At 33.3% G+C, this 26,468-nt stretch carries 15 protein-coding genes and 1 CRISPR repeat array; of the genes, 3 read left to right on the forward strand and 12 right to left on the reverse strand.

Annotated features, from left to right (window positions below; genetic code table 11):
• Both GGR32_RS10910 and GGR32_RS10915 read right to left on the reverse strand, forming a co-directional pair.
• The coding region (locus GGR32_RS10910; RefSeq protein WP_221403728.1) for a beta strand repeat-containing protein at nucleotides 1-3,905 on the reverse strand (3,905 nt) is incomplete at its 3' end.
• A gap of 343 nt (nucleotides 3,906-4,248) precedes the next feature.
• Nucleotides 4,249-4,524, reverse strand: coding sequence for a hypothetical protein (locus GGR32_RS10915; RefSeq protein WP_183478237.1), 276 nt, complete (start codon nucleotides 4,522-4,524; stop codon nucleotides 4,249-4,251).
• A gap of 927 nt (nucleotides 4,525-5,451) precedes the next feature.
• On the opposite strand from GGR32_RS10915, the gene GGR32_RS10920 reads away from it, so the two are divergent.
• On the forward strand, nucleotides 5,452-5,925 hold the full coding sequence (locus GGR32_RS10920; protein ID WP_183478238.1) for a MauE/DoxX family redox-associated membrane protein: 474 nt from the start codon (nucleotides 5,452-5,454) through the stop codon (nucleotides 5,923-5,925).
• 28 nt (nucleotides 5,926-5,953) lie between these two features.
• Entirely contained in the window at nucleotides 5,954-6,229 is a 276-nt protein-coding gene (locus GGR32_RS10925; RefSeq protein ID WP_183478239.1) for a DUF6520 family protein, read from the forward strand.
• 82 nt (nucleotides 6,230-6,311) lie between these two features.
• On the opposite strand, the gene GGR32_RS10930 is transcribed toward GGR32_RS10925, so the two are convergent.
• Genes GGR32_RS10930 through GGR32_RS10940 form a run of 3 tightly spaced genes read right to left on the reverse strand, consistent with a single transcriptional unit; the run spans nucleotide 6,312 to nucleotide 13,523 of the window.
• Complete coding sequence (locus GGR32_RS10930) at nucleotides 6,312-9,170, reverse strand: M16 family metallopeptidase (protein ID WP_183478240.1); 2,859 nt, start codon at nucleotides 9,168-9,170, stop codon at nucleotides 6,312-6,314.
• Nucleotides 9,170-10,552, reverse strand: coding sequence for a RagB/SusD family nutrient uptake outer membrane protein (locus GGR32_RS10935; RefSeq protein WP_183478241.1), 1,383 nt, complete (start codon nucleotides 10,550-10,552; stop codon nucleotides 9,170-9,172). Before GGR32_RS10935 ends, GGR32_RS10930 begins: the two co-directional genes overlap by 1 nt.
• Nucleotides 10,553-10,562: 10 nt before the next feature.
• Nucleotides 10,563-13,523: a SusC/RagA family TonB-linked outer membrane protein gene (locus tag GGR32_RS10940; RefSeq protein ID WP_183478242.1), complete on the reverse strand. Its 2,961-nt coding sequence runs from the start codon at nucleotides 13,521-13,523 to the stop codon at nucleotides 10,563-10,565.
• A gap of 536 nt (nucleotides 13,524-14,059) precedes the next feature.
• Here GGR32_RS10940 and GGR32_RS10945 point away from each other — a divergent pair.
• Nucleotides 14,060-14,329: a helix-turn-helix domain-containing protein gene (locus tag GGR32_RS10945; RefSeq protein ID WP_246415200.1), complete on the forward strand. Its 270-nt coding sequence runs from the start codon at nucleotides 14,060-14,062 to the stop codon at nucleotides 14,327-14,329.
• 142 nt (nucleotides 14,330-14,471) lie between these two features.
• Here the strand turns inward: GGR32_RS10945 and GGR32_RS10950 are convergent, their stop codons facing one another.
• The 7 genes from GGR32_RS10950 to GGR32_RS10980 all read right to left on the reverse strand — a co-directional run bounded on the left by GGR32_RS10950 (nucleotide 14,472) and on the right by GGR32_RS10980 (nucleotide 26,368).
• Complete coding sequence (locus tag GGR32_RS10950; RefSeq protein WP_183478243.1) at nucleotides 14,472-14,711, reverse strand: hypothetical protein; 240 nt, start codon at nucleotides 14,709-14,711, stop codon at nucleotides 14,472-14,474.
• Between the two features lie 558 nt (nucleotides 14,712-15,269).
• Nucleotides 15,270-15,767: direct repeats of the CRISPR family, unit length 36 nt; unit sequence GTTGTGAATACCTTCCAAAATAAAGGCTGTTACAAC.
• Nucleotides 15,768-15,854: 87 nt separating this feature from the next.
• Complete coding sequence (gene cas13b / locus GGR32_RS10955) at nucleotides 15,855-19,262, reverse strand: type VI-B CRISPR-associated RNA-guided ribonuclease Cas13b (RefSeq protein ID WP_221403729.1); 3,408 nt, start codon at nucleotides 19,260-19,262, stop codon at nucleotides 15,855-15,857.
• Nucleotides 19,263-19,521: 259 nt separating this feature from the next.
• Nucleotides 19,522-20,631 (reverse strand): restriction endonuclease subunit S, encoded by a 1,110-nt coding sequence (locus GGR32_RS10960; RefSeq protein WP_183478245.1) that lies wholly within the window; start codon nucleotides 20,629-20,631, stop codon nucleotides 19,522-19,524.
• Nucleotides 20,624-22,486, reverse strand: coding sequence for an N-6 DNA methylase (locus GGR32_RS12110; protein WP_183478246.1), 1,863 nt, complete (start codon nucleotides 22,484-22,486; stop codon nucleotides 20,624-20,626). The genes GGR32_RS10960 and GGR32_RS12110 overlap by 8 nt, the downstream gene beginning before the upstream one ends.
• A gap of 436 nt (nucleotides 22,487-22,922) precedes the next feature.
• Nucleotides 22,923-24,839: a DUF4365 domain-containing protein gene (locus tag GGR32_RS10970; RefSeq protein WP_183478247.1), complete on the reverse strand. Its 1,917-nt coding sequence runs from the start codon at nucleotides 24,837-24,839 to the stop codon at nucleotides 22,923-22,925.
• Nucleotides 24,840-25,070: 231 nt separating this feature from the next.
• Nucleotides 25,071-26,000, reverse strand: a complete 930-nt coding sequence (locus GGR32_RS10975) for a helix-turn-helix domain-containing protein (protein ID WP_183478248.1) — start codon at nucleotides 25,998-26,000, stop codon at nucleotides 25,071-25,073.
• Nucleotides 25,997-26,368 carry a DUF7793 family protein gene (locus tag GGR32_RS10980; RefSeq protein WP_183478249.1) on the reverse strand — a complete coding sequence of 124 codons (372 nt, stop codon included), beginning with the start codon at nucleotides 26,366-26,368 and terminating at the stop codon, nucleotides 25,997-25,999. Before GGR32_RS10980 ends, GGR32_RS10975 begins: the two co-directional genes overlap by 4 nt.
• Nucleotides 26,369-26,468: the final 100 nt, after the last annotated feature.

The raw sequence follows: 26,468 nt of genomic DNA on the forward strand, positions 1-26,468 counted from the left end.
GTAGCAGCAACCAAAGGTTGGTTGATAACTTGGTCTATAACGGCATTGCTGGTAGTGCTAGGTAACCCACTTGTCCAGTTTCCTGCGGTATGCCAGTCGGTATTTATGTTACCTGTCCAATAGGTTTTTATTCCTTGATGTTCAAAAGCTCCAATATCTATAGTACTACCAAACAAACGTGTATTTCCTGCTAAGTCGGTATCGTTATTGATATCACCTGTATAAAGACTATTACTACCTGTATTTATAGCAGGACTTCCATCTTTTAAGCTATAATCACCGTTAACAGGGTCTGTAAAAATATCGGTTTCGCTTAAACCTGTAGCATCGATGTTACCGTTAATAGTACTACTATTTCCTTGTATTATAGAGTTTTGAGCTTGGTAATTAACACCTGTTACGCCTCCCCAAACAATAGTATTGTATATCTTTGGCGAAGAAGAATAATTATATATCTCCCCTCCGTTATTAGTTGCCATATTATTTGCAATCGTTACATTGGTTAAGCTAGGCGAAGCAGAATTATTATACATCCCCCCTCCGTTATTAGTTGTTATATTATTTGTAATCGTTACATTGGTTAAGTTAGGCGAAGAAAAATAATTATACATTCCACCACCACCAATATTTGTAAAGTTTCCTTTAACTATTACATTGGTTAAGCTAGGCGAAGAAGTCTCGTTATGTATACCACCGCCGAATTGAGTTGCTATGTTATTTATAACTGTTACATTGGTTAAGCTAGGCGAAGCAGTATTATTACACATTCCGCCACCTCTATTATTCTCTATAGTTTTTCCACTGATAACTATTTGGCCAGTTCCGTTGGCATTCCCTCTAGTTAGACTAAAACCATCTAATAAGGCGTTGCCTACATCGCCTACAGAGATAAATACATGGTGAGCGTTTTCTGTGTTATTAGCAATGCTCAGTGTAGCCCCGCTTCCTGTTATGATATCATCATCGTTAAAATCTCCACTTAAAATGCTTCCTGTGATTTCAGAAAAATCTCTAGCATGAGTTAAGTTGGTAATGCCATTGGCGGGGTCAAAGCCACCATAAAGTTGTACGTTTTTAACTAACACAAAAGCGTTGTCACGGTTGGCATCATTGGTGTAATTTCCGTCTTCGGCACTATATAAAGGCTTATATGTTCCTTTAGCTACATAGATTTGTAGGGGCTGACTATCAAAAACCGAGCTATCAGCATCTTGTTGTATTCTAGCCCATTTTAAGGCATCGGCAAGTTCTGGGGTGGCGTTTGCCCAAGAGTCTCCCGTTTGTGTACCTCCTATTATGTTTTTATTTACATAAATAATATTGTTAGTATTTGGAGTGATATTTGGAGTTTGATATTCAAAAGCTCCTATATCTATGATATTGTTATGTAAACGAGGATTTCCCGAAGGGTCGGTGTCGTTATTTAGGTCTCCACCTGCGTTGATGTAAGCGGTGTTATCTCCTGCATCTATGGCAGGGCTATTGTATTTTAAGCTATAATTACCGTTAGCAGGGTCTGTAAAAATATCGGTTTCGCTTAAGCCCGTAGCATCGATGTTGCCGTTATTTGTATTGTTGTCTCCTTCTATCAGTGAGTGGTTTGCAGTGTAATTACCGTTCCAACCCTTATATAAGCCTCCCCAAACAATGGTATTGTTTATGGCTGGTGACGAAGAATTATTATACATCCCATCACCGCTTTGAGTTGCCATATTATTTACAATCGTTACATTGGTTAAGCTAGGCGAAGAATAATAATTATATATCCCACCACCATTATTTGTAAAGTTTCCTGTAATTATTACATTGGTTAAGTTAGGCGAAGAATTATAATAATTATACATCCCACCACCATATTTAGTTGCTATGTTATTTACAATTGTTACATTGGCTAAGCTAGGCGAAGAACTTACATTATAAATTCCTCCTCCGCTACTTTGTTCTACGTAATATGAGTTAACATAAGTACTAGTGTTATTGTTAGCATTTCCTCCAGTTAGGCTAAAACCGTCTAATAAGGCGTTGCCTACATTTCCAGTGGCGATAACAATTTGGTAAGCGTTTTCTGTGTTATTACTAAAACTAAGCGAAGCACCGCTTCCTGTTATGATATCATCATCGTTAAAATCTCCACTTAAAATGCTTCCTGTTGTGCTAGAAAAATCTCTAGTATGAGTTAAGTTGGTAACACCATTAGCTGGATCAAAACCTCCATATAGCTGTACGTTTTTAAGCATAACAAAGGCGTTGTCACGGTTGGCATCATTGGTGTAATTTCCGTCTTCGGCACTATATAAAGGCTTATATGTTCCTTTAGCTACATAAATTTGTAGGCTATCGTTCTGCAGCCAATTATTATCTGTGTAATGTTGAGTTCTTGCCCATTTTAATGCATCGGCAAGTTCTGGGATGGCATTTGCCCAAGAGTCTCCTGTTTGTGTACCTCCTATTATGCTTTTATTTACATATATGATGTTATTAGTATTTGGAGTGATGTTTGGAGTTTGATATTCAAAAGCTCCTATATCTATGGTATTATTACGTAAACGAGGATTTCCCGCAAGGTCGGTATCGTTATTTAGGTCTCCACCTGCGCTGGTGTAAGTGGTGTTATCTCCAGTATCTATGGCTTGACTATTTTCTTTTAAGCTATATTCACCATTAGCAGGATCTGTAAAAATATCGGTTTCGCTTAAGCCCGTAGCATCGATGTTACCGTTATTTGTATTGCTATCGCCTTCTATCAAGGAGTAATTTGCAGCATAACTACTGGTATTTTCATTAAATATTACCCCAAAAACAATAGTATTGTAAATGCTTGGTGAAGAAGAGTCATTATATATCCCACCTCCATTAGTCGCTGTATTGCTTGCAATTGTTACATTAATTAAATTAGGTGTGGAGTAATCATAATTAAAGATTCCGCCCCCATTCCCATTATTTGCTTTATTTCCAGTAATTTTTACATTAGTTAAGCTAGGTGAAGAAGAGCCATTATATATCCCTCCTCCATTATTTGTAGAGTTCTCTGTAATTATAACATTGGTTAAGCTCGGCGAAGAAGCATAATTATACATCCCTCCTCCGTTATTAGTTGCCATATTATTTGCAATTGTTACATTGGTTAAGCTCGGCGAAGAAGCATAATTATTAAACATCCCACCACCGTCATTATTTGTAGAGTTCCCTGTAATCGTTACATTGGTTAAGCTAGGCGAAGAAGCATAATTATACATCCCCCCTCCGTTTTTTTGTTCTACGTATAATGAGTTAACATAAGTACCAGTGTTGTTGTTAGCATTTCCTCCAGTTAAACTAAAACCGTCTAATAAGGCGCTGCCTACATCTCCAGTGGCGATAACAATTTGGTAAGCATTTTCGGTGTTATTACTAAAACTAAACGAAGCCCCACTACCTGTTATGATATCATCATCGTTAAAATCTCCACTTAAAATGCTTCCTGTGGTTTCAGAAAAATCTCTAGTATGAGTTAAGTTGGTAATGCCATTGGCGGGGTCAAAGCCACCATAAAGTTGTACGTTTTTAACTAACACAAAAGCGTTGTCACGGTTGGCATCATTGGTGTAATTTCCGTCTTCGGCACTATATAAAGGTTTATATGTTCCTTTAGCTACATAAATTTGTAGGCTATCGTTTTGTAGCCAGTTGTTGTTGGCATCGTGTTCTGTTCTTGCCCATTTTAGGGCATCGGCAAGTTCTGGGATGGCGTTAGCCCAAGAGTTTCCAGAGCCATTACCGCCTGTTACATTTTTATTTACATAAAGGACTCCATTATTTGGTGTTGGTATCTGTGTTTGTGCCCTGCTAGTATAAGTAGTCCATAGTGTAAATAATAAGATGAGTATGTTTTTAACATACAAGCTTGTTTGATAGTAATTTTTCATGGTTTTGGTTAATTATTATAAAATGAAATTTTAAGGTATTACTGAATAGTTCTCTTTAATATTAGCCTTTACTATCTTTATCAAAATAGTTATTAGGTTAATTTATATAAGAAAATAAGATTGGTTAATTTTTATTTACTTCATTACTTGAGTAAGCAAGATAGCAAAATAAGTTAATTTATTTTTAATATCAAAAAAACAGCTTTGCGAAAAAGTTTCATTTTTTTGTTTTTAATTATTGAAATAAGTAAATTAATGTTATTTTGATGTGAAATAATTGTTTTTTATCTAAAACAATAGTAATTTATTATTAAGTGTATTATTATGGTAGAATTAACGAGGTTTATGGTGTCGTTTTTGGAAAGGGTAGCCCTCTATTGGTATTAGCTTTGTTTTTATAAAATAAGCAATTGGTTGGTGTAGTTTCTCCAAAACTAACTAAGCCGTTACCAGCACATTCATCTATTTCCCATTTATTTTCTCCTAAAAGGCTACCTGTTGTCCATGCTGAGGCGGCATCTTCGAAATCGCTAAAAAATAGATTTACCGTTTGGGATAAAACGTTTGGACTGAACGAAAAGAGTAAGAAGAAGAAAAATAAAAAAGTATTTTTTTTCATGACAAAAATTATATGTTTAATTTTTAGATTTGGATAATGTTTATTTCTGTGCAAGTTCGATAAGAGATGCGTAAAAAGAAATACGTACCTCTACGTATTTTTTTTGAATGTTGCTACGCGAGAAAAGGACATACTGCTTTTATATTAGGTAGCTAGCTTATAAATTGTAGGCCAGTATAGCTTTTACCAGAGGTGTTTTTATAACCTACCATTTAGAGGCAGATAAACGCTATGTATTATATGCAATAGATAAATTTTTTATTGAAGTAACTTATGCTGTAGAAGCAAATAAGCTATTAGCTATAAAAAGTTTTAAAACAGGAAAGCTGTTGGATAAATACTCTAATTTTGATAAAGAAATACATTTAAAAAACAAATCACCTAGCCCTAAATAATCGATATAAATTGGTAACGGACTAAAAATAGCTAATTGTATTTTTAGTTATGAGTGATAGTGTTAAATAAAAAAGCCAAAAAGATATACATACCATAACCTATAAAAAAGCGAAGCCCAACAAGTGGGCTTCAGGCGGTACGAGCCGCCCGAAGCGTAACACGTCCCTTTGAATTGTAAAAATACAAAAAATATACAACATAAAACGAATAGTTGTAATTAGCTTTCAAAATTTAATTCACCCCCTTGATATGTATCTAGAATCATTATTTGCTAGTGATGTTTATGAAGCAACAAAGTTGATTTAAACCCAGGTAATAGTTTTTTGTAAATATTTTTTGTGATTCTATAAATGCTTACAAATATGTCTTTTTAACACTTTTGTGAGATTTATAAGTAAAATAGGTGTTTTTTGAGTAAAAAAAACAAAAATAATCCCTTATAGATATGTATTAATCCCTTAGAGATAAGTTTCTAGACCTCGAATGTCATTTTTATCTCCGAACTTTACCAGAGAATAAAAAAGGGATATTATGTATAAAAACAAGCGTATTATTTTAGGGAAGTATATACTTCGTTTTTCTAGGTTATTTTTTATGGTGTTGTTTTTATATGCAGGGCTTACTAAACTTTTAAGTATGACCTTGTTTATTGATAACCTATCCAACTCTCCAATGCTAAACAATAACGAAGTGATATTGGCAATTGCTTATGGCCTCCCTATAACTGAACTTACAGTTAGTGCATTATTGTTTATTAAAAAACAACTAAGCATAAGCCTGTTTCTAATCTTGTTTTTACTTATAGGATATATTAGCTACTTAGTTGCTTTATTATTTATGTATCCTGAGATACCCTGTAACTGCCGTAGCTTTTTCCCTATACTTAATTGGCACGGGCACTTATACTTTACTATTGGATGTACATTGCTAGCTATAGCTAGTATAATTATAAAGATTTTGCTGCGCAGCGAAGCAGGGACGAGCCGAAAACCTGAAAAAGAGTAGGCATATTATTCATTTAAATTTTTATGTTATGAAACCTAAATTTTTAATTCCTGTATTGGCAATTATATTTGCAGTTGCCATGTCATTTACTACTGTTGCAGTAAGTGCAGACCCTAGTTCCGATTACATTTTTAGAAATGGAAATTGGCATCAAATTCCTGAAATGAATTGTGTTAATCAAGACCAAAGCTGTTTGGTACGTGTACTACCTGATGGCACAAACTATCCAATTTATGATTCACAAAGTTTCTCTGACCCCAAAATTGGTAGTGGGAAAGTGGTAGGAGAAGTTACTTTAGATTAATCTTTAAAAATAGAAACCGGACTTACATCCGGTTTCTTCTTTTTTAAATATGTAATTATAAATTTTTAGACTTAAGCTAGACTTACTTATAAGTAGCAAATTCGTACAAGCACTCGTCCGTTATATATCGTTTTGTTAGGTTTTTAAGTAATTTTGGAGTAATGGCGTTTACAGTTAATTTTATGCTTTCTAAGTTAACCCAAGGGCTTTGCCCTTTATAATAAGCCAAGAGTCGATTTTGGGTTGACAGGGAGCCTGAAGCCATACTTATGACATAGGATTGGGCGGCTTTAAACTCCTCTTTATCTATATTTCCCAATTTTATATTCTCTATTATTTTTTTTGCTTCTTTTCGTATCGATGGTAGTTCTTTGGCCTTACAGCCGATATGAAATGAAAAATCATATGCATTAGATTCAGCTGGTGGGTTAAAACTAGCGTTCACCCCATAGATAGAAAAATTCTTCTCGTAACGCAAGTCCATGAGACGTTCCCCTAGTATTCGGCTAAGCATCTGTAAGCCTAAATACTCTTGGCTATTTGATGGAATATCGGTCAATACATAGCGTATTAAATATTGAGTCTTCTCTGAATTTATTATCGTGTCGCCTATATTATTGAGTGCAGGATGCTTTTGTGCTTTGTTTTTTTGCTTTAGCCTAGGTTGGCATTTTAATTTAGAATTACTCTGCGGTAGGTTACCTATATATTTTTGAGCTAGGCAAAGTAAAGCAGGCTCTTCTATATTTCCCCTAACTACAAAAGTAAAATCTTGGGTTTGACCGAAGAGCTGCTGATAGCTTTGGTAGGCGGTGTCTAAATCTGTCTGTTTAACTCCTATCCATAATTGCTCTCCTACATTTGTATAGGTATTGCGACCCATGAGTTGCTCTATCCGATTTTTAAAGTTAAAAAAAGAAACGTCATAGGGGGATTGAAAATATTCTATCTTTTTCTGTCGCTTCCAATAGTCAAATGCCTTGGTGTCATAACGGGGTTGGGTCATATAAAGATACATCATTTGAAACCACTTCTCTAAAGTTTCTGTCGAAGCCTTTCCTTTAATGCCTGATTCCTCAGCTTCGACATAAGGTCTAATGGTAAAGAGATGTGGTTGTTGTTCTATAAAGCGTTCTAAATCAAATTTATTCCATGTGCCTATGCCTGATTGAAGTACTATGTTTGCCGAATTTCGTGCCGCATAGGTGGAGGGTTCTGGAAAACAATGACTCCCCCACGGACTGAACCCCGTGATTTCAATTTTTCCTTCCTTGTAACGGGCAGTGGTGTCTTTATGAAAAATCAATCGAGCTCCATTCTTAAAAATAAAACGTTTACCGCCACTTTTGGTCGTTCCTTTTGCTTTGATTTTTTGAGACGTCAAGGAAGCCATCACCTCGTTGTTCAACAAAGACTGATCCCATGTTTCTGGCAGGTAAGGTTTGACGGGCTTTTGAAGCGTTTTATCAATGAGATTTCTTACCTGCATTTCCGTATAATTGGCTGCTGCACTTCCTTTTGTGGCAATCACGGCTATGTCTTCTGGTATCAATTGGATTATTTTTTTGAGTTCTTGATTGAATTGGGTGAGACTCATTTCATTCCACCATTGTTTTAATAAAGTTTTTTTGTGGGCAGGTAAGGCTTCTCCTGCTACAAAATGCCGGTAAATTTCTTGGGACCAATAGTTCGTACTAGTGGTGTCTTGGTAATCAAGAATAAGATCTTGGTTTTTTACCACTTCTTCCCATTCTTTAGGATGCACTCCAAATTCTTTCAATTGATGTAAATAACTTATAAAGGTTTCTAAAGCTTTTTCACTGTATCCTACTTCAAAATCAATCAAAGCATTATGCGCTTTAAAACTCATAACGACTTGTGACCGATAGGTGTGCTTATTTAAAAAATTAAAATGTATGTCATAAGACTGCTGTAATTTATTCAAGCGTTCTTGCAAAAGTTGTGTCATGGATTGCCAAAGGAAAAGTTGTTTTAGTCCTTCAATGCGATGTATTTTTTCTTGGGTATATGGATCTCTAAAGCCTAAATATAATCGATTTCGGTTGTTTTTGACTTGTGTAGTCTCTTTTTCTCCTTGGGTGATGTTAATCCAACCTGGAGGCTGCATTTTTAAGTCACAATTAGGAAGAGGCTTAGGGTTTATAGGCATAGGAATGCTTCCGAACATGTGTTTAATTTTAGCCTTTAACTGTTCGGGGTGTTCTATATTTCCCACCACGCCTATTGCCATTAAATCGGGGCGGTACCAAGTGGCATAAAAATCACGTAATTCTTTTGCAGGAAAATTAGTATTGTAGTCGAAGAAATTTTCCCAAGATGGATAGCAAGGGTTAATGTGTTGCAGCATCTTTGATTTGGCCCGATGCGCAGACAAATTTTGCACCCGTGTATTAAACTCTTGTAGCAATACCCCCCGTTCATTCTCAATATCTTCATCGGTAAGTTTTAAGCCATGAGCAATATCTTTAAACCATAATAAAGCCGTGTGGATTCCTTCGGGATTGCTCGATGCGACGGGGAATTGGTAATTAGTGCTGTAGTATCCACTGGCTGCGTTAACATCCCTTAAATTTCGGATGCCTGCTTTGGCTAAGCGTAAACTATCTACTTTTAATCCTTCAGGAAAATGGGTACTAGATTTAAAGGCCATATGCTCTAAAAAATGAGCAAGGTTAGGTTGTTGTTTCCCTTCTTGTATCGCTCCAGCTTTTACCCAAAAACTCATTTTAATATCAGAAGTACTTTCGTTTAAAGGCTTAATGTAATAGGTTAAGCCATTAGGGAGTTGCCCATGTATAATGCTTGAGTCTACAGGCGGTGCCTTTTTTGACTTAGCGACTTGACCATAACAGTAAAATTGTACACCTAATAATAGTAGTATAATGCTAAAGATATTGAGGTAATTGTTATTTGTTTTCATTAGTAGCCTGGGTTTTGCGTTAGGTTAGGGTTTTTTATACGTTCTTCTTCTGGAATAGGGTATAGACTATCAGTTTCAGACCAAAATGGACTTGAATTAAAAATATTATCAAGTTTATTAGTACGACCTAAATCGAACCATCGATGCCCCCATTCAGAAAAAAGTTCACGTTCTCGCTCTTCTAACAAAAGTGTTAAAAAATCTTCCTTAGAAATTTGTGGTTGACTTTGCGCTATTAATGGAATTCCTGCTCTTTCTCTAATATGATCTATAGCAGCTATAGCAGCTGGCATATTGCCTAGTTGTGCCTGTGCCTCGGCACGAATTAAATATTGCTCAGCCAAGCGGAATACCATAGAGTATTCTGTAACAACATTACCTGTGTTACCTGCTTTATATTTAAAAGGGCGGTAGGTAGCATTCTCTGAGTGTTGCTCTATCCAGTGTTCTTTACGTAAATCTCCTGTTTCAAAATTGGATTCAAAACCAGGTTTCAGTCGTAATTGTGGAAAAGCAGACGAAAAAATAGTCCACTCATGGGTGTTGGTAGTACTATTGCCACCACCTAGCGGTGAAATTTGCCAAATGGCCTCTTTACTATTGGCTAAAAACACGTCATTTACATTTTCTTCTAGACTGTAAAGAGCAGTTTTTGCAATTACTTGATTACTATACTCTAGTGCCAATTCCCAATTCTTATCAAAAAGAGATATACGTGCTAATAAGGCTTTAACTGCATAAGAATTTACAACTGTACGTTCTTGTTGAGGGTAAGCATCAGAAAGAAGATTCTCTGCGATTTGTAAATCGGCTAGAATTTGTGTTTGTATTTCTTCTGGTGTATTAGAAGTAGCCGAAGCATTCAGACGATAATCACTTGTTAAAATCAGGGGTACATTCCCATAAAGCTGCTTTAAGTAAAAATAGGTAAACCCTCTTACAAACAAGGCTTCTCCCCGTAATTGGTTGGCTAATTCTTCGGGGAGGCTGTCTGAGGCCTCGAGCCCTTCCAAAAATGAATTGACCATATACACGGTTTGGTAGGTACTAGACCATAATTTCAGATTATTTGGATTTTGAGGCAATACCTCGTGCTGCATGAATTCTGTAAAAACAGTATTGGTAGCATCTACAGGAACTAATATACCTGCACTTAGACCTGCTAAGGCAGTAACGCTACTACTGTGGCCATTGCTAAAAGCAACACTCCTAAAAAGCTGGTAATAGATACCTAGCATAGCACTGTTTGCGGTTTCCTGATTTTCGAATACCACAGCAACAGGTAATTGGTGATCAGGAGTCTCTACTTCTACAAAATCTTCACAAGAAATAGCTAAAAAGCTAATCACTAAAAATGGTATTATTAATTTATATCTTTTCATTTTATTTATTTTAAAATTTCACTTCTATTCCCGTAGTAAAAGTTCGCAAAGCACCAAATGCAGTACCTTGTCCTTTAGCCATTTCGGGATCCATCCCGCGATAATTACTAAGGGTAAATAGGTTTTGCCCTTGTACAAATAGCTTACAATTCTTTATCCCAATTTTTTGAAGGGGGGTATTAGGTATGGAATAGCTTAATGCAAAGGATTTAAGGCGGATATATGAAGCATCAGTATAAGGCAGAGACGTTTGTATTAGGTTACTATAGCCTCTTATTGCATCGAGCTGCGTAGATATGGTTTGAAATTTATCACCCTCTAAACCAATATAATCTTCCTGTCGTAGTGCACCAACGCGACCAGCATCAAATAATGCAAACTCCCCTTCTTTTTTTGCAAACTGTAATAAAAACTGAATGTCAAAATTTTTATATTGCAGGGTATTTTGCCAACCACCATAAAACTTCGAGTTACGATCTTTAACAACCACCCGGTCTTCATAATCTAGTCTTCCATCATCATTCACATCGGTAATTTGATAATAACCTGTCTTTGGATTGATACCTTCATATTGGTATAGCAAAGCTATATTTAATGGTTCCCCAACCCGATAGCTATTAGCATAGGGAGATTGCTCTATATTGGGATAGTTTACCAATTCATTTTTAGGCAGAGTAAAATTCAATGTACTTTGCCATTTCCAGTCATCAGTGTTTATAACTTTAGCATAGGCTTCTATTTCCCAACCCCTGTTTTCTACCGTAGCGGGTAAATTGGCCTGTACAGAGGTAAATCCTGTAATACTAGGTAAGCTATAGCCTACCAATTGGTTAGATGAGCGGTTTTTATAATAACTTACATTAAGTTGTAAACGGTCTTTAAAAAAACCTAACTGTACAGCCGCTTCTAGTTTTTTATTTACTTCCCATGAGTAATTAGGATTTGCTAACTGAGTGGGGTAAAGCCCTCCTGGACCAACGGTAGCTACATAACTATCTAAATACCCATAATCACCTATTTGGTCGCTACCCGTTATACCATAACTACCCCTTAGTTTACCAAAAGATAACCATGGGATTTTTTTTATTACCCAAACTTCCTCTGTAAAAATCCAAGCCGCCCCAATAGCTCCAAAATTTGCAAAACGTTTATCGGGGCCAAAGCGAGATGAGCCATCTCTTCTACCTGTAAGATTAATAAAATATTTTTTGTCCCAATCTAAGCCCAGTCGACTAAAAAAAGCCATATAACGGTAGTTAGCTTCTTGATGAAGCCCTCGAGAGAGATTAGTGGCTGCTGCAAGGTTTCCTATCATCGAACGAGTAGCATAACCAGTACCAGTAACTCCTGTTTGGAGGTTTAGTTGCTCTTGTAATGTAGCTCCTATTAAAGCTTTAATTCCTAATTTTTCTATGTTTTCTTGATAAGAAAGTTGCGGTTCGATAATCCACGAGGTACTTTCACCTTGTAAATGAGCAGACTCATGATCTATAAACTCTTTATATTGTGGATTATAGGACTCTTTTGGACGTTTAGTTAATTCGTTACTATTAAGATGAGTATATCCAAAATTGCTAGAAAGTTTAAATCCTTTCATTAACCTATAGGATAAGTTGAGATTAGCAAGTGTATTATGTATTTTAATATCACTAGTATTTAGATAACCTTGAAATGGATTTTCCTTTCCTACTTCACTCCATTCTTCCCAATGTAAACTTCCATCCTCATTAAAAATTTTTGGTGCATTGGGTGCTAAACTAAAAACTTGTGGTATCAAAGATCCTATCCCTACGGTGTGGTTTTTGTCTGCACCGTAAGTAATCGCCATATTTAATGAAAATTTATTGTCTTTACTTAAATGATTGAGTTGTACGCTTCCTGTGGCTTTCTGGAAGCTAGCACTACCAGGGTAAATGCTTCCTTGTTTTAAATAAGAACCATTAACACGATATCGGGTAGTTGAGCTCCCTCCTGAAATCGAGAGATTGGCTTGGGTAAAACCTGCCTGTTTACCGAAAAACTTTTCTTGCCAGTCGGTATTGCGGTTTTGATTCCATACCAACAAATCATAAGCATTATTTTCATTTGGTACTATACCATCGTTTTCAAATGCTTTTTGGCGTATTTTCAAGTATTCTGAGGTTTTAAGTAAATCAATACGGTTGGGTGCTTCAGAGAATCCAGACCTAATACGTGCCTGAACCGTGGTTTCTCCCGTGGTTCCTTTCTTAGTGGTAATTAAAACTACCCCATTCGCCCCACGCGAACCATAAATAGCCGTAGCATCGGCATCTTTTAATACTTCTATACTTTTTATATCGGCGGGATTAATTGTACTTAAGGGATCAATCCCTGTAAAACTTAAGGTACTATTAGTTTCTAATGGCGTAGAATTAAAAGGTACCCCGTCAATAATATAGAGGGGGTAATTCCCATTTGGTCGTAAACTATTTTGCCCCCGTATACGTATAGTAGGAGCAGCTCCAGGCAAAGTACTATTTGAGATAACCTCTACCCCTGCCATACGTCCTTGTAATGCTTGTAGCGGGCTTACTACTGGCTGTAGCTCGATTTCTTTTGCAGTAACTTTTGCTATACTTCCTGTGCGTTCTCTATCGGTGGTGGTATAATAGCCTGCATTAATAAGTACCGCTGCTAAGGTGTTGGCCTCGGGTGTTAGGTTTATTGTAAAAAATACCTGCTCTCTTACTGCTAGCTCTTGGGTTTTAAACCCTATATAGCTAACCACCAAGGTATCGCTAGGCGATGCTTCTAGCTTAAACCTGCCTTCAAAATTGGTGGTTGTTCCTGTTGTTGTGTTTTTAAGCAGTATGTTTACCCCTGGGATGGGCATATTGCTGCTATCGGTAATTAGCCCAGATACACTTACTTGTGCGTGTATGGGCAGTGCAAAGCTGCTTAGGAGTAAGTATATACTACCCCTAAGGCATTGCCTAAATAAAATTTTCATAGTTTTGTGGTATTAAGTGGTGTACCCTATGGGGTACATTATTGCTTAGTTGCCTTCCTGCGGTTCGCCAAAACTTTGTGGGAAGGTTTTTTATAACATTATAAAATGCTCTGGATTTATATAGCTATCTATCTAAATAATAGTTAGCTAAGTTTTTATTCATAGGCTTCTCTATATTTTAAGTTAAACACTTTATTGCGGAATCTCTTATAAAGATTGAAGAAGTATGCTAAGAATCTACCGAATTAAGTACCTGAAATCTAGAATAAAAATAGGTGTGGAACTCAGCTTATAAGATAGGAGGTACTGGCGTGTACCTTTACCACAAATAAGTGAGCCCACACCATTTTATAGGCGTGAGCATCTACACTTATTGTCCCGTGGTATAATTTAAAACGCCAGTTTTCCTATACGAGACTCAAAGCGATGCTTCTATTTTACGCAAGAAGTAATCGCAAATATATTATTATTCAACAAATATAATCAAATTATTTAACAAGTGGGTTAAAAAGCCTACAATATTTTACTTGTAAATAATGAAATTGACCATAAATATTAAAGTTATGGTTGACAAAAAAGCTAAACAAAGATTTTTAGCTCTATTTGGATTAAAAGTTTCTCAAATTAGAAAAGAAAAAAATCTGAGTTACAGAAAATTAGCACAACAGTGTGACATTGATTATAGCGATATTAGCAAAATTGAGAAAGGGCAAGTAAAAATTCAATTACCTACGGTATATGAATTAGCAAAAGGTTTAGGAGTTCACCCTAAAGAGTTATTTGATTTTGAGATTCCTGAAGCTTAAAATAAATTACATCTATCTTTATAATTATAAATCATTATCACACAAATAAAAAAATTATATGGTTTGAAGTAATCCCAAGAATCAAAGGTTATAAAAAGAAAATAACGTAATGACAATATACTCACTTAACTAAGAGCTATTTTTATATTTTACCTTTATCAAAATTAGAGTATTTATCCAACAGCTTTCCTGTTTTAAAACTTTTTATAGCTAATAGCTTATTTGCTTCTACAGCATAAGTTACTTCAATAAAAAATTTATCTATTGCATATAATGCATAGCGTTTTTCTGCCTCTAAATGGTAGGTTATAAAAACACCTCTGGTAAAAGCTACATGATATTGATCGCTTTCTGGTAGGCGGATAAATTCATAAAGTGTCATACTGCTAAAAAGAGTTCTTTTTGGGTAATAAATTAAATAATTTTAAATAATCTGAAATACTATACCATAAAGAAGTCTCTCTTTTATCACTATTGTGCTCTCGCCAAAGTTCAAATTTAACTCTTTTATCTTTATATATAATAAATATACTATTGTCCTCGAACTGTAATAAGTAGCCTTTATTTTTTTCTAGATTAAATGTCAAAAAAATATATTTTTTAAATATTTGGTACTCATTAATTTGTTCTAAGTTTTTATTTAAATAAAAAGAAGAAAAGCCTCCTTGTTGTGTTTTAAAAATAACCTGATAATTTTTTTCGTAGTTTAATATTTCTACACCTTCTATACCCTTAGAGGACTCTTGAGCCAATAAGGAAAAGGAAATTAAGTATAAAAATAAAATAAACCTCATAATAATCTACATAGAGCACTAACAACCAAATAAATATACAATAAATTTTTGTTTTACCTTTTTTGAAATTTTGAAAAACACATACCTAATAATAAGACTTTTAAGCTTTAGCTCTAATACTCTATTTCTACATAGAAGTATTGATTATTGTAAATACCTTCCAAAATAAAGGCTGTTACAACTAAGTGCTACTACATCAGCTGTTGGAAGTAGTTGTGAATACCTTCCAAAATAAAGGCTGTTACAACATGCCTATCTCTAAGTACATCATAGAGAATGTTGTGAATACCTTCCAAAATATAGGCTGTTACAACGACAATTGGATTGACTTGTATGACTATGCAGTTGTGAATACCTTCCAAAATAAAGGCTGTTACAACAAAAAGAGAATTACTAGCAGACTTATCATTGTTGTGAATACCTTTCAAAATAAAGGCTGTTACAACATATTACATATCATTTCAATACAGAATATAGTTGTGAATACCTTCCAAAATAAAGGCTGTTACAACAAAACGGTGGTGCAGCTTTAGATGCTTGGCGTTGTGAATACCTTCCAAAATAAAGGCTGTTACAACGATGTTACACAAGATGATGGAGATTTTGAGGTTGTGAATACCTTCCAAAATAAAGGCTGTTACAACATGCTCTATGTAACAACGTTTACTTCAGGTTGTCTCATTTATCTTTTAGTGTTAAAAATGATGTCAATGAACCTAAAACTAAACTCCTTAGTTTGCTTTTTCAAATTCTAGAATCGTTTGTTTTGTATATTCTAAATATAATTCATTAAAATTAAGTTTTGAAGCATTGGCTACTCTTTTGTAAATTTCTTTAAAATATACCTCAATGGGCAATTTATTGTGCGAAAACTTATTTCTAATTACAATCAATAAAAATGCTTTTTGAATATGGTCACTCTTCTCTTTTAGTTCCTGAGTTATATCTGTATCAAAATCTTTTTTACACCTACTATTCAACCAGTCTTCATCCTCTTTTGATATAAAATTCATATATTTTAAATAGGTTGCTAAGTATTTTTTGAAATTTGGATTGTTATCACCTTTAATTAAGGAAGGAATCTTCTTTATCATAAATTTTTCAAAGTCGTGAATACTCTTTAGTAAATAATCTCTTCGAATCACCTCATAAGAATTTGGTTTAAGTTCTAACACATCTTCTAATGCTATTTTATTCCATTTTTTATCTGGATAGTATTCAAATATAGTTTGAACCTTTTTACTATTAACAAATTTTTTAAATTTCCCTAACTCCTTTAATTTCACTACTGGCTCTTTAATATTCTCACTTTCATAGGGAACTGTGAGCGTCCATGCAGATGATGATTTTATTATATTTTTGCTAGTATCCCCAGAGATTCTTTGACTTTGCACTCTTGCTATAGCTTCTTCATCTTTACGCTCCTGTTGAGTTTTATAAATATTGCTCAATTGAAGCTCAATTGGTATTGCTTTTTCTGAAAGGTAGAGTTTATTAAAAATGTTACTCGCCATTTTTGAAAGCAAAACATCCTGCTGTTGTACTTTTTTGATTTTAGATTCTTGAACTTTTATAAATCGTTTCTCTGTTTTCTCTTGACTACTAGCCTGATATGCATTTTTATAATCACGATCCCAACCATAAAATTTTTGATAGTCTTGGTGTTGATGCCATGTCACATACCACTCAGCAAAATATTCTGGGTGCTCTTTAATACTTTTATCTTTTACATATGTAGGTTTACTATCGAAAATACCTCTAGGAAATTGCATTGGTTTTACTAACAATTTTTGTACTTGATTGTCAACAGTATTAATCATATAAAGCCTTCTGTGAAACAAATTCCATATATGTTGTTGCTTTATAAATAAGTTTAATAATCTATTATTTTTTTGATAGCCTTTTATTTGGTAAATAAAATTCTCAAAAAGCTCTTTTCTTCCTTTTAAATAACAGGTGTAAAAGGATATAAAATCGCGTTTTTCAAAAGCATTTTTGATATTATCATTCCATATGTAAGATTCATTCCTAAAATCCCAAAACTCTCTAAGCAACTTATAGGCTTCTTTTGTTTGTATGTCATAAAAAGCTAAAGATTTTTGTAATTGACTATGATGGTACCCTCTCCATTGTAATCTACTTCCTTTCGGCATAAAACGCTTTAAATCATCGGCAATCCATGTAGCCTCTTGGCCAAGTTCTTTATTATTAAAAATATATTTTCTTTTATTTTTTCTATCTTTAACTTGCTTCGTATTTTCAAAAACTAGTTGTAACTTGGCATTGGTTATTCCTATCTCATTGAAAATAGCATCTAAAAGTTTTGGAATATTTACTTTTTCATGATCACCAGCTTTAAGAAGTTTTTTAGTGATAGATCCTTTAGGAAGTTTATCCCCTGCTTTGAAACCAGTAAGTACTTCATAACGTTCTACTATTTTCTGAGCAATCATTTTTTCTATATCCTCAGGCGGAGTATGGTTTAAAGTTAAATGCAACAGAGCGGGTAATTCATTTAAAGATAACATTGCAATTGGCGCTAGTTTTTCGTAATTAAAATCTTTCAAAAATGTACTAGGATTCATTTTTGTGTCCTCTCTTTCTCTATACTCAGAAGTATGCTTTATTTTATATACAGAATTTTGGCCATTTATTTGATTAGCAACTTTCTTTACTTTTCCTGGGAAGTATTTTTCTGAAAAATTTATATGAATAGGAATATTATTGCCAACGAAATTATAAGAAGGGTTTGGGTATAATTCTAATCCCTGTTCAGTATTGATTACTGCGGTAGAAAAATAATCTTTTTTATACTTCGATGCCTCACTTAGCTTAGCAAATACTTTTATCTTTTCCTTTACAATTCTATCTGAAACATACTGTGTTCCTTCAATAGATTTTTCACGTTTGTCATGTACATAATTTCCCAAATGTAACTGGAATCGTAAGGATGGAAAGTCAACAAATTCGTCTAAATAACGTAGTGCGAAATAAGTAAACTTATTTTTATAACGCTTTCTAATGACAGGATGAATTACTGTAGCTTCCCCCGAAGAGCCCAAACCTTCTTCTTTTATAAATTCATTTATGTCCTCTAGAAACTCTTTCTTCTTATCTTCAGAAAAAACTTGATATAATTCATCAGGAACTTTGCTTAATTCATCTACTATTTGAGCAAGTAAAGTATCTTTTGTAAAACTTGTTCTAAACCTGTTTTTAAAACCTTTATAGCCTAAATAACCAAAGACCCAATGAGTAGCCATATATTTTAGACTATTATTTTTTTTATTTATAGGAATATCTGGATTTTTAACAACTTTAGCTTTAAAGCCTTTAACTCTACTCCTTAAATCTTCTCCTTGTTTTTTAGTTAAAAATATACTCATAAGGAATAAAAGTCCACTTTCAGAAATTGTCACGTTATTTTCAGGTTTGACTTCTCTGGAAGGAATAGCACTATAATACTTATTTATTTCGTCTTTTCCATGCAGTAAATGGTAGAAACTATCATTAAGAATAGCACTAGTTATAGCCTCTTCATCACTTAGATTTACTTTTTTACCTTCTCTTTTTAACTTTTTAAGCTCATCAATTTTTAACACCTTCAATTGTTGAAGCTCTTCTAGTAAACCCTTTTTTAGCAATTGTTTAGAAGCATCAGTTTTCATACGATACTTTTTTACATCCCTTATTACAGATAATAAAAGATTATCTAACAACTCATAATTCTCTGAAAATACTTCAATTGGTTTGTGATAATGATGTGTATAAAAGTTTCTGTAATCTCTAATTAAACAAATTAGAGTCTTCAAAGATTTTTCAAAATAATAGCGCTGTTCTGAGATCAATTCGTGAGAAGCATACCTTAGTGATTTATAGTGCGAAAGAGGAAGGTATAAATACCGAATAACTGGTAAATGTTGTTGAAGAAACTTTACCCCTAACTCATATTCTGAAACAGCTTTGTTATCTTTGAAAAATTCAAATACTTCCTTTCCAAATCTTTCTTTAAATGCTGTAAAAATTTCATCAATATTATTCTGAGCTAAATTTAAAAAACCTCCAAAATAATGTTTGTCTTCTATACTTGCATAATGATACTCAATACGTTTTGCCATATCTTGAATCGATGCCTCCATACAATTTTCCTTTAAATATTATTTAGGGAAGATACAAAATTTAAAATCTAATTATTCTCTAGATAAAATAGCTTTAATAACAATCTTTGAGTTTTGTAAAAACCGTTTGTAAAAATCTATAACCCCATTTTTAAGACACTCAGCTATTAACTATTTACTCAACTAATAAAAAAATAAAGCCGCTTTAAGCGGCTTATATAAAATCAATTTAGGCAAAGTTATAGACTTGTGTAACGGTTACCGGCTTGGCAGTAGTTTTTTATTTAATTCTATCTCCATAAGGAAGTTTTTTGATAATTCCTTCCATAAGTTTCCAATCAGGTACATATCCATTTTCAGAATAATCTTTTTCTTTATCAATAACAGTTTCATTTCCTTTTTTTAAGATTGGAAGTTTGATTGTAAAATCTTTCCTTATATGAGAATTTAATTCTCTACCGAATGCTAAATATTTAACTTTACATTCATTACGAATTAGAGAAGAAATAAAAAGTTTAGTATGAAGCGAAAGTGCTTCTTTTTCTCTTAAAACGGCAACATTTTGAGCTGTATAAAATGGCTTTTTTTGAATAAAACAAGACCCTAAAAAACTTCCACCTAAAGAAACGGACATTGCACCTGCTGGGAAAGGGTCTTCGCCATTTATTTCATCCACTACAGCAACAACACCGTTTCCATTACTATCTCTCGATACATAGTTATATTTTGGGTCAAAATTAGTAGTCTTATTAGCATCTATTCCATTACCCATAGTAATGTTAAAAAGCTTATGCAAATAAAATTCTTTCCAATTTTCTGTTTTAAAAGAGGCTTTATTGTTTCGGTTTTTCGTTTTTAATGAGTCTCCAATTGGACTGTTATTTATTTTATTTTCAATAATTGATTCCATCAATTTAAAATCAGGAACATAACCTTTAGGGTTAAATTTCTTTTCATTATCAATTATTGGATTATGATTTTTATCAAATGAAATAGGCAATTTTATAACAATTTTTTTACTGTCACCTACACGACATTGTCTGCCGTAAGTCCATTTGTAATTTTCAGAAAAATTGATGATAGACGTAATAAAAACACCTATTTTAGAAGTCATTTTAAATTTACTTGCTCTGAAAATATTAACATCGCTCGAAGCACAAAAGTCTTCTATTTGATAAAATGCTGTGCAACCAACCTTACCTGTTGTTATAGCATTTCCTTTAAAATCAGGTGTTAAGCTAATTCTCTGTGCTATGCCGTTATTATTTGCTGAAGCTGTGACATAAGGTGTAAGTCCTTCATCGTACTCATCCTTACTATGGTATTTACCGGGGCCAATATCGAATAAATCATTCAAACAAAATTCTTCCCAGTTATCTGTGTTAAGCATTTTCGCCACCATCTTTAATTATGTATGAATAATAATCTCTAATTGTTTTTTCAAAATCATCGGATTCAAGACTACTATAATCAGTTTCCATATATGCTTCCGCCAACCATTCATCTTTCCAACTAACTTTCCGCATAACAGATAAACCAGCTACTTGCTTTTTGTTTTTAAACAAATCAAGCCATAATTCTTCTGTTTTTGCCCATAAACTATTTCCTTTCTCATCAGTCATTTCAACCCTACCAAGTCCTTTCCTTTTTGTGAATTTATCGTCTCGATAATATCCAAAAAATGTTTCTTTATTTGCTTTAATATGTTTTTGTGAAAGGTCAAACACCATACACACAGCAACTGCTGCTGCACCTGGATAAAATACTTCAACAGGTAAAGAAAATACAGCTTCTAAAGTGTAGTTATCTAGCATTTTTTTCTTAAACTCCTTGACATCTCTACTATTACCTATAGCTGCCTGCATTGGAAGTAATACTGCCATTTTAGTTAATGGTGAAACGTGTCTTGCTACCCATTCAACAAAATGGAAACCTTTTGAAGGGTCTTCTTTTTTCTTACTATCCCAATTTTTCGTATAGTTGGAATTACAAAACTTTTTTGTAGCATTATACGGCGGATTCATCAATACTACATTGATGTCATTATTTTCAATCCATTTACCTTTGTTAAATAATGAGTCTTGGACAACATTCGAGTTTCCATCTCCGTGAATTAACATATTTGTAGATGACAAGCCAAATGCGCCTGCTTCATATTCAATTCCAAAAATTTGCTCTTGTTTTACTTTTTCTCGTTCATCTTCGCTTTCGCAATCATCCATTGCGTCTGTCATAGCTCTTACCAGAAAAGCACCACTACCGCAACAAGGGTCTAAAACCCTTGAATGTTTATTAACACCAACGACTTTACTCATAAAACTACATATATGGTCTGGCGTAAAAGCTTGGTTTTTATCAGACTTTCCTACATATTTATTAAAGGTTGTGAAGAACAAATTCAACAAATCTTGTCCAGCCGTATTTTTATCGTTTATGTAAGGCACTATGTTAGTGTCTATAAACTTTAAAATATCAGTTAATTCTTTATAAGTAAGACTTTGAACATCTTGGTCATCTAAAACTTTATTGTTAAGAATTGCTAACTTACTAGCCTTGTTTATACTACCGCTTTTCGTTAATAATCCTTCTAAAATATCTTTGATGTTATTGAGTACTACTGTTTCTGCTTTTAGAGGTTTTCCAGTTTTAGGGTTAATCGTATCCTTAATGTTTTCATATACTAAACCATTTTTTAAGGCTAAAAGGCAAGTACCAACGAATTGGCTTCTTAATTTTTCATTTACACCGTCTGAATGTAGTTTTTCATTAAGGGTTTTGATAGAATCGATTACTTTGATTTTATCATTAACTTTACCAAAGCATATTTCTTCATACTCTTCAAACGTTTTTAGTTTAGTTTCTTCAAGAACTATATGTTCATCATCTATAATTACCGATTGACCATACCAAACACAAATATCGTCACCTTCTGTTTCAGCAAGAATTGCAACAATTCTTTTGTCAGAATAAGCTTTTTCAAAACGGACATAGTCTTGTAATTGTTTCTGAATTTTTTCTTTATTCCATTTACTAAACTTGTTCTTTGTTTCTATCAAAATACAAAGTCGTTCATTTTCAAATCTTATGTCTAAATATTGATGGTTTGTTCCTGTATCACCTTTCTGAAAATCCTTAATATTTTTTCCGATTGATTTAAGTGCAGATGAGTAACTAAATTCTCCAGATTCAGTATTTCCAATTTGGTATTGAGCGCCAATTTTGTCTATTATTTCAATTCTATTCACTCTTCTTTAAGTGTTTTGTTTTTAATTAGTTAATGTTTTTCTCAAATTACTGCTAACGCCCTGACGGATATGGCGATTTGCGTTGAAGTGAAAACTTCAAGAGCAAAGAGAGCCATTAGACGTAATTCGCTATATCCGTTTGTTGTCGAGAGTTCACCTATGTAGGCGTCTCAAGTTAAAATATTAATAATATACTACAAATATAGCGAATTACAGTCGTACTGTCAGGGCGTTGTTCGAGAATAGCTCAAGAGAAAATGTTGCCGTAGGCGACATGACTTGAGCGACCCATAGGGTATTCTCGAACAACTTGTATATATCCTCAAATATATATAAGTTTTTATGTTAAAACAAGAAGGGTGTAAAAGCCTAAGGGGGTGGTTAAAATGTATGAAATTTACTTGTTTTTCACCTCGGTTCTTGTTGTAGCCAGTTATTATTTTATTTCAATTTCTTTGTAATCCTCTCCGTCAAGGACTCTGAATACAGCACTTTTTTCACTTGTTCTGTTATCCCTTGTGAGGATATTATCAATCATCTTAATTATTTCTGTACTTTGTTCTCCATTCTGTTCTAGAATTCCGTATAAGTTTATTAGGAATTCATCACGATTATGCCAATATGCTGTTTTTAATATTAATGAACCAATTAATAGATTTCCTTTTTTACCTGAATTTATAAATGCTAAAAAAGCAAATGTCCAAGCTTCAATATCCGATAGATTAATACAAGCACACATTGCGAAACAAAAAGTTGCTTCTTCAAAGTCTGAATTATCTTTTTTAATCACACCCAAATTAAACCAAGCTAAACTAGATAATAAATCTTTGTTCAAAGCACTTTCAATATCAGTAATAGAAGGTTTGTTTCCAGCTATTTCATCCGCTTCCTTTGGCTTTCTGAATTGTGAATAAATTTTTTGGTTTTCCAATATTTCACCAAGTAATAAAGCCTTTAATAAAAATTCTTCATTTGGTTTTTCGATGGTAGAAATGTAGTCTTGAAATATTTTATCAGCTTCCTTATAATTGCCCGAAAACATTAATGCATCTCCTAAGAGCGATTTAGTTTCATTTGATGCTCCAAGCTCAATTGATTTTTTATAGAATTTAGCAGAAAACTTAAATTTTCCAGCTTCAAAGCAAACTCCAGCTATCTTTCTGAAATAGTAAGACCTTTTTAAATAATCTGAGTCATATTTTTTTGCTTTTACATAATGATTTATTGATTCCCTATGTCTGTCTTTACTTCTGTAGAAGTTGCCTAAATTATAGTAAGAAGTAGCAATCAAACTATCAATATTAAGTTTTTTTGCTTTTTCTAATTGTGATTTGAAAAAAGACTCAATTAGAGCTATTCTTTTTTTTATTTTAGTGTCAGATTTAAGTAAAATTGAAGCAACTGCTGGAAATAGTATTATCTCATTTTCTTTATTGTCAAGTGCATCATTAATTAAGTTTAATGAATTCTCAAAATATGAACTAGAAAGTAATACAGGTAGTAATCTTAATAATAATTCTTCTTTTTCAATTAACCTTTTTTCTAGTTCATTTTCAAATATTATTTTCCCACAATAATCAATGTGACCAACCATTACCATACACATTGATAAACTCAATAAAACGTCTAATGATAACTCTTCTATAAATTTTTCTTTAGGTCTTTTATCGAGGTTATGAAAAAAGACTCCTTTAAGAATACTTGTTTGTACTAATAAAACGTTTTTATCAATACTGATATTTATAAGATAGTTTTCATCATTAGCCTTATATTCTAAAAAATCTGAATATTTTCTAAGCTCATTTCTCAGTTGTATTTTAAATTGACTATTTGAAAGTCCTTGTATATTGTCATCCTCAAAATTTATAGAATATGACAGAGGAAAATTAAATGAACGAGAGTTTAGTATTCTAACGTTATTTAAATCATTTTCAATTTGATTTTCAGATTGTTCATTCCATTCATTACTTTTCTCAACTTTAATTCTGAAAGTTTTCGCTTTTTTCTTAGCAAATGTTAGGTCAACTTCATTAACCCACTTTACATAAATTTTGTCAAGATGCTTAGAATATCTGGCTAATAAAACTGGAATTTCAAGCTGTTTAAAATATTCTAAAGTGTTAATTTTAAAATCAACATTGAAAATTTCAGATTCTTTCTTAGAAGCAGTTGATTTTAATTGTACATAAAATAAAATTCCCGTTGAATTACCTTCTTCATCAAATAGTTCTACTTCGCAGTCAATTCCGTAATCTTTATCCTTATCTCTTATAACCCATTTTTCGGGAAGACACAGCTGAAATTTAGCTCTCGATAAGTCTTCTAATTGATGTTGTTTAGGTCTTTTAGGCATTTTGGGTTTAATTGGCTACAACTTCTATATATCCTCAAAGATATATAACTTTTTATGTTAAAACAAGAGGGGTGTAAAAGCTTAAAAGGGTTTGGTTAAAATGTATAGGTAAAAAGTAAATACAATCAAGTTTATTATCCATTCATTTTATCTTAACACCAAACGAACCAAAAAGTCAAGCCTATTTTAAAGGAATTTTTAAAACCTATAAAAACTAAAATTTAGATATCTTTAAGGAGTAGAAAATTTTTTGCGGTAATGCCTTGGGCTATAAATGTACTTTGCTTTAAAAGTTCTAGAGAAATGTGTAGGCTGTTTAAATCCTGATAAACGGGTTATAGCTTTAAATGGGAGCGAGGTATATTTTACCATAAGCATGGCTTGCTCTAAACGCTTTTCTAAATGAAATTTAAAAATAGTGGTTTGGTATAATTGCTTAAAGCCTTTTTTTAGTTTATGCTCATTGATATGAAATTGTTTAGATAAGGTACTAATAGGAGGTAGGGGTTTATGCAAGTGCTTTAAAATATATTTATGTATGGCTCTTATTTTTTGAGTATCGGCTTGGTATTGTAAACTATTATCATGGGGAAATAAGGAAGCTTTTTTAGAAACTACCAGCTTGTTATGAGGGTTGTGGTAACCTATAGGCAAGCCCCTAATAAAGTAAAGTGTTTTGTTTAAAGCGGTTAAACGGTGGCAATAGCCCCAACAATTTAGAGGCGACATATTAAAAGGTAAAAAACGAAGAAGTATGTTTATTGGCGCTGCTTTTTCTTTATTTAACGAGGTGTTAAGTGCCTCTAGTAGCTTTTTATGAGTAAAAGGGGTTAAAAATTGTTGGATGGGTTTTAGCAGGATTTTTTTTGAGGGGAGGTTTAATAACTTTAAGAAAATAGGATTAGCATCGATAATTTTAAAATCTGCATCTAAGAGTAAGGTATAGGGCTTAAGGATGTTTTTTTTGTGGAAAGAAGCCGGATGAATAAAAAAACTCCCCAACTCTTCGGCTAGCATATTTAACATAAGGCTAAACGATTCAATATCGTCATGTATATTCGTAAGCTTAATGCGATGCGAAAAATTTCCGTTTGCCAATTCATAAATCATTTTTCGTAACTCTTCAAGGCGCTCCTCTTTGTTTTTTAATCTAGGTGTCATTTAAAAAGCTTTAAGTAAGTTATTGCCTGTTCTTTATCGGTAAAAACTTTTGTTGGAATAGGAGGGTGGTTAACCCTGATAAAAAAGTTGGTAAGTTGTGCGCTAATTTTTGAAGAAACTAAATAGGCAACCGCCTTAATAAGTAGAGAGCCTTGTGTAGCTAAATACCTCCTAGCTTCTAAATTAGGGTAATTTATATTGCTCATATCGCATAATACAGGGTAGGCTTGGTCTTTTTGCAGGTGCAAGCGGTCAGATACAATGGCTTCTGCCAAGTTGATATCAAAGTTAGTAATAGGGAAGTAGGTAAAATAAAGAATATCCTCATCAAGGAGGATTTCCCCATAATTGGTTCTTAAGAAATTCATGGCTACTGGTAATTTTCTATTAATTTAAGAAAATAATCTTTATTGCAAGCTATTTTTTCATAAGTTAATGAGGTTTTTTATGAAAAACTTATACTTAAGG

The organism is Mesonia hippocampi (assembly GCF_014197445.1).
Taxonomy (GTDB): Bacteria; Bacteroidota; Bacteroidia; order Flavobacteriales; family Flavobacteriaceae; genus Mesonia; species Mesonia hippocampi.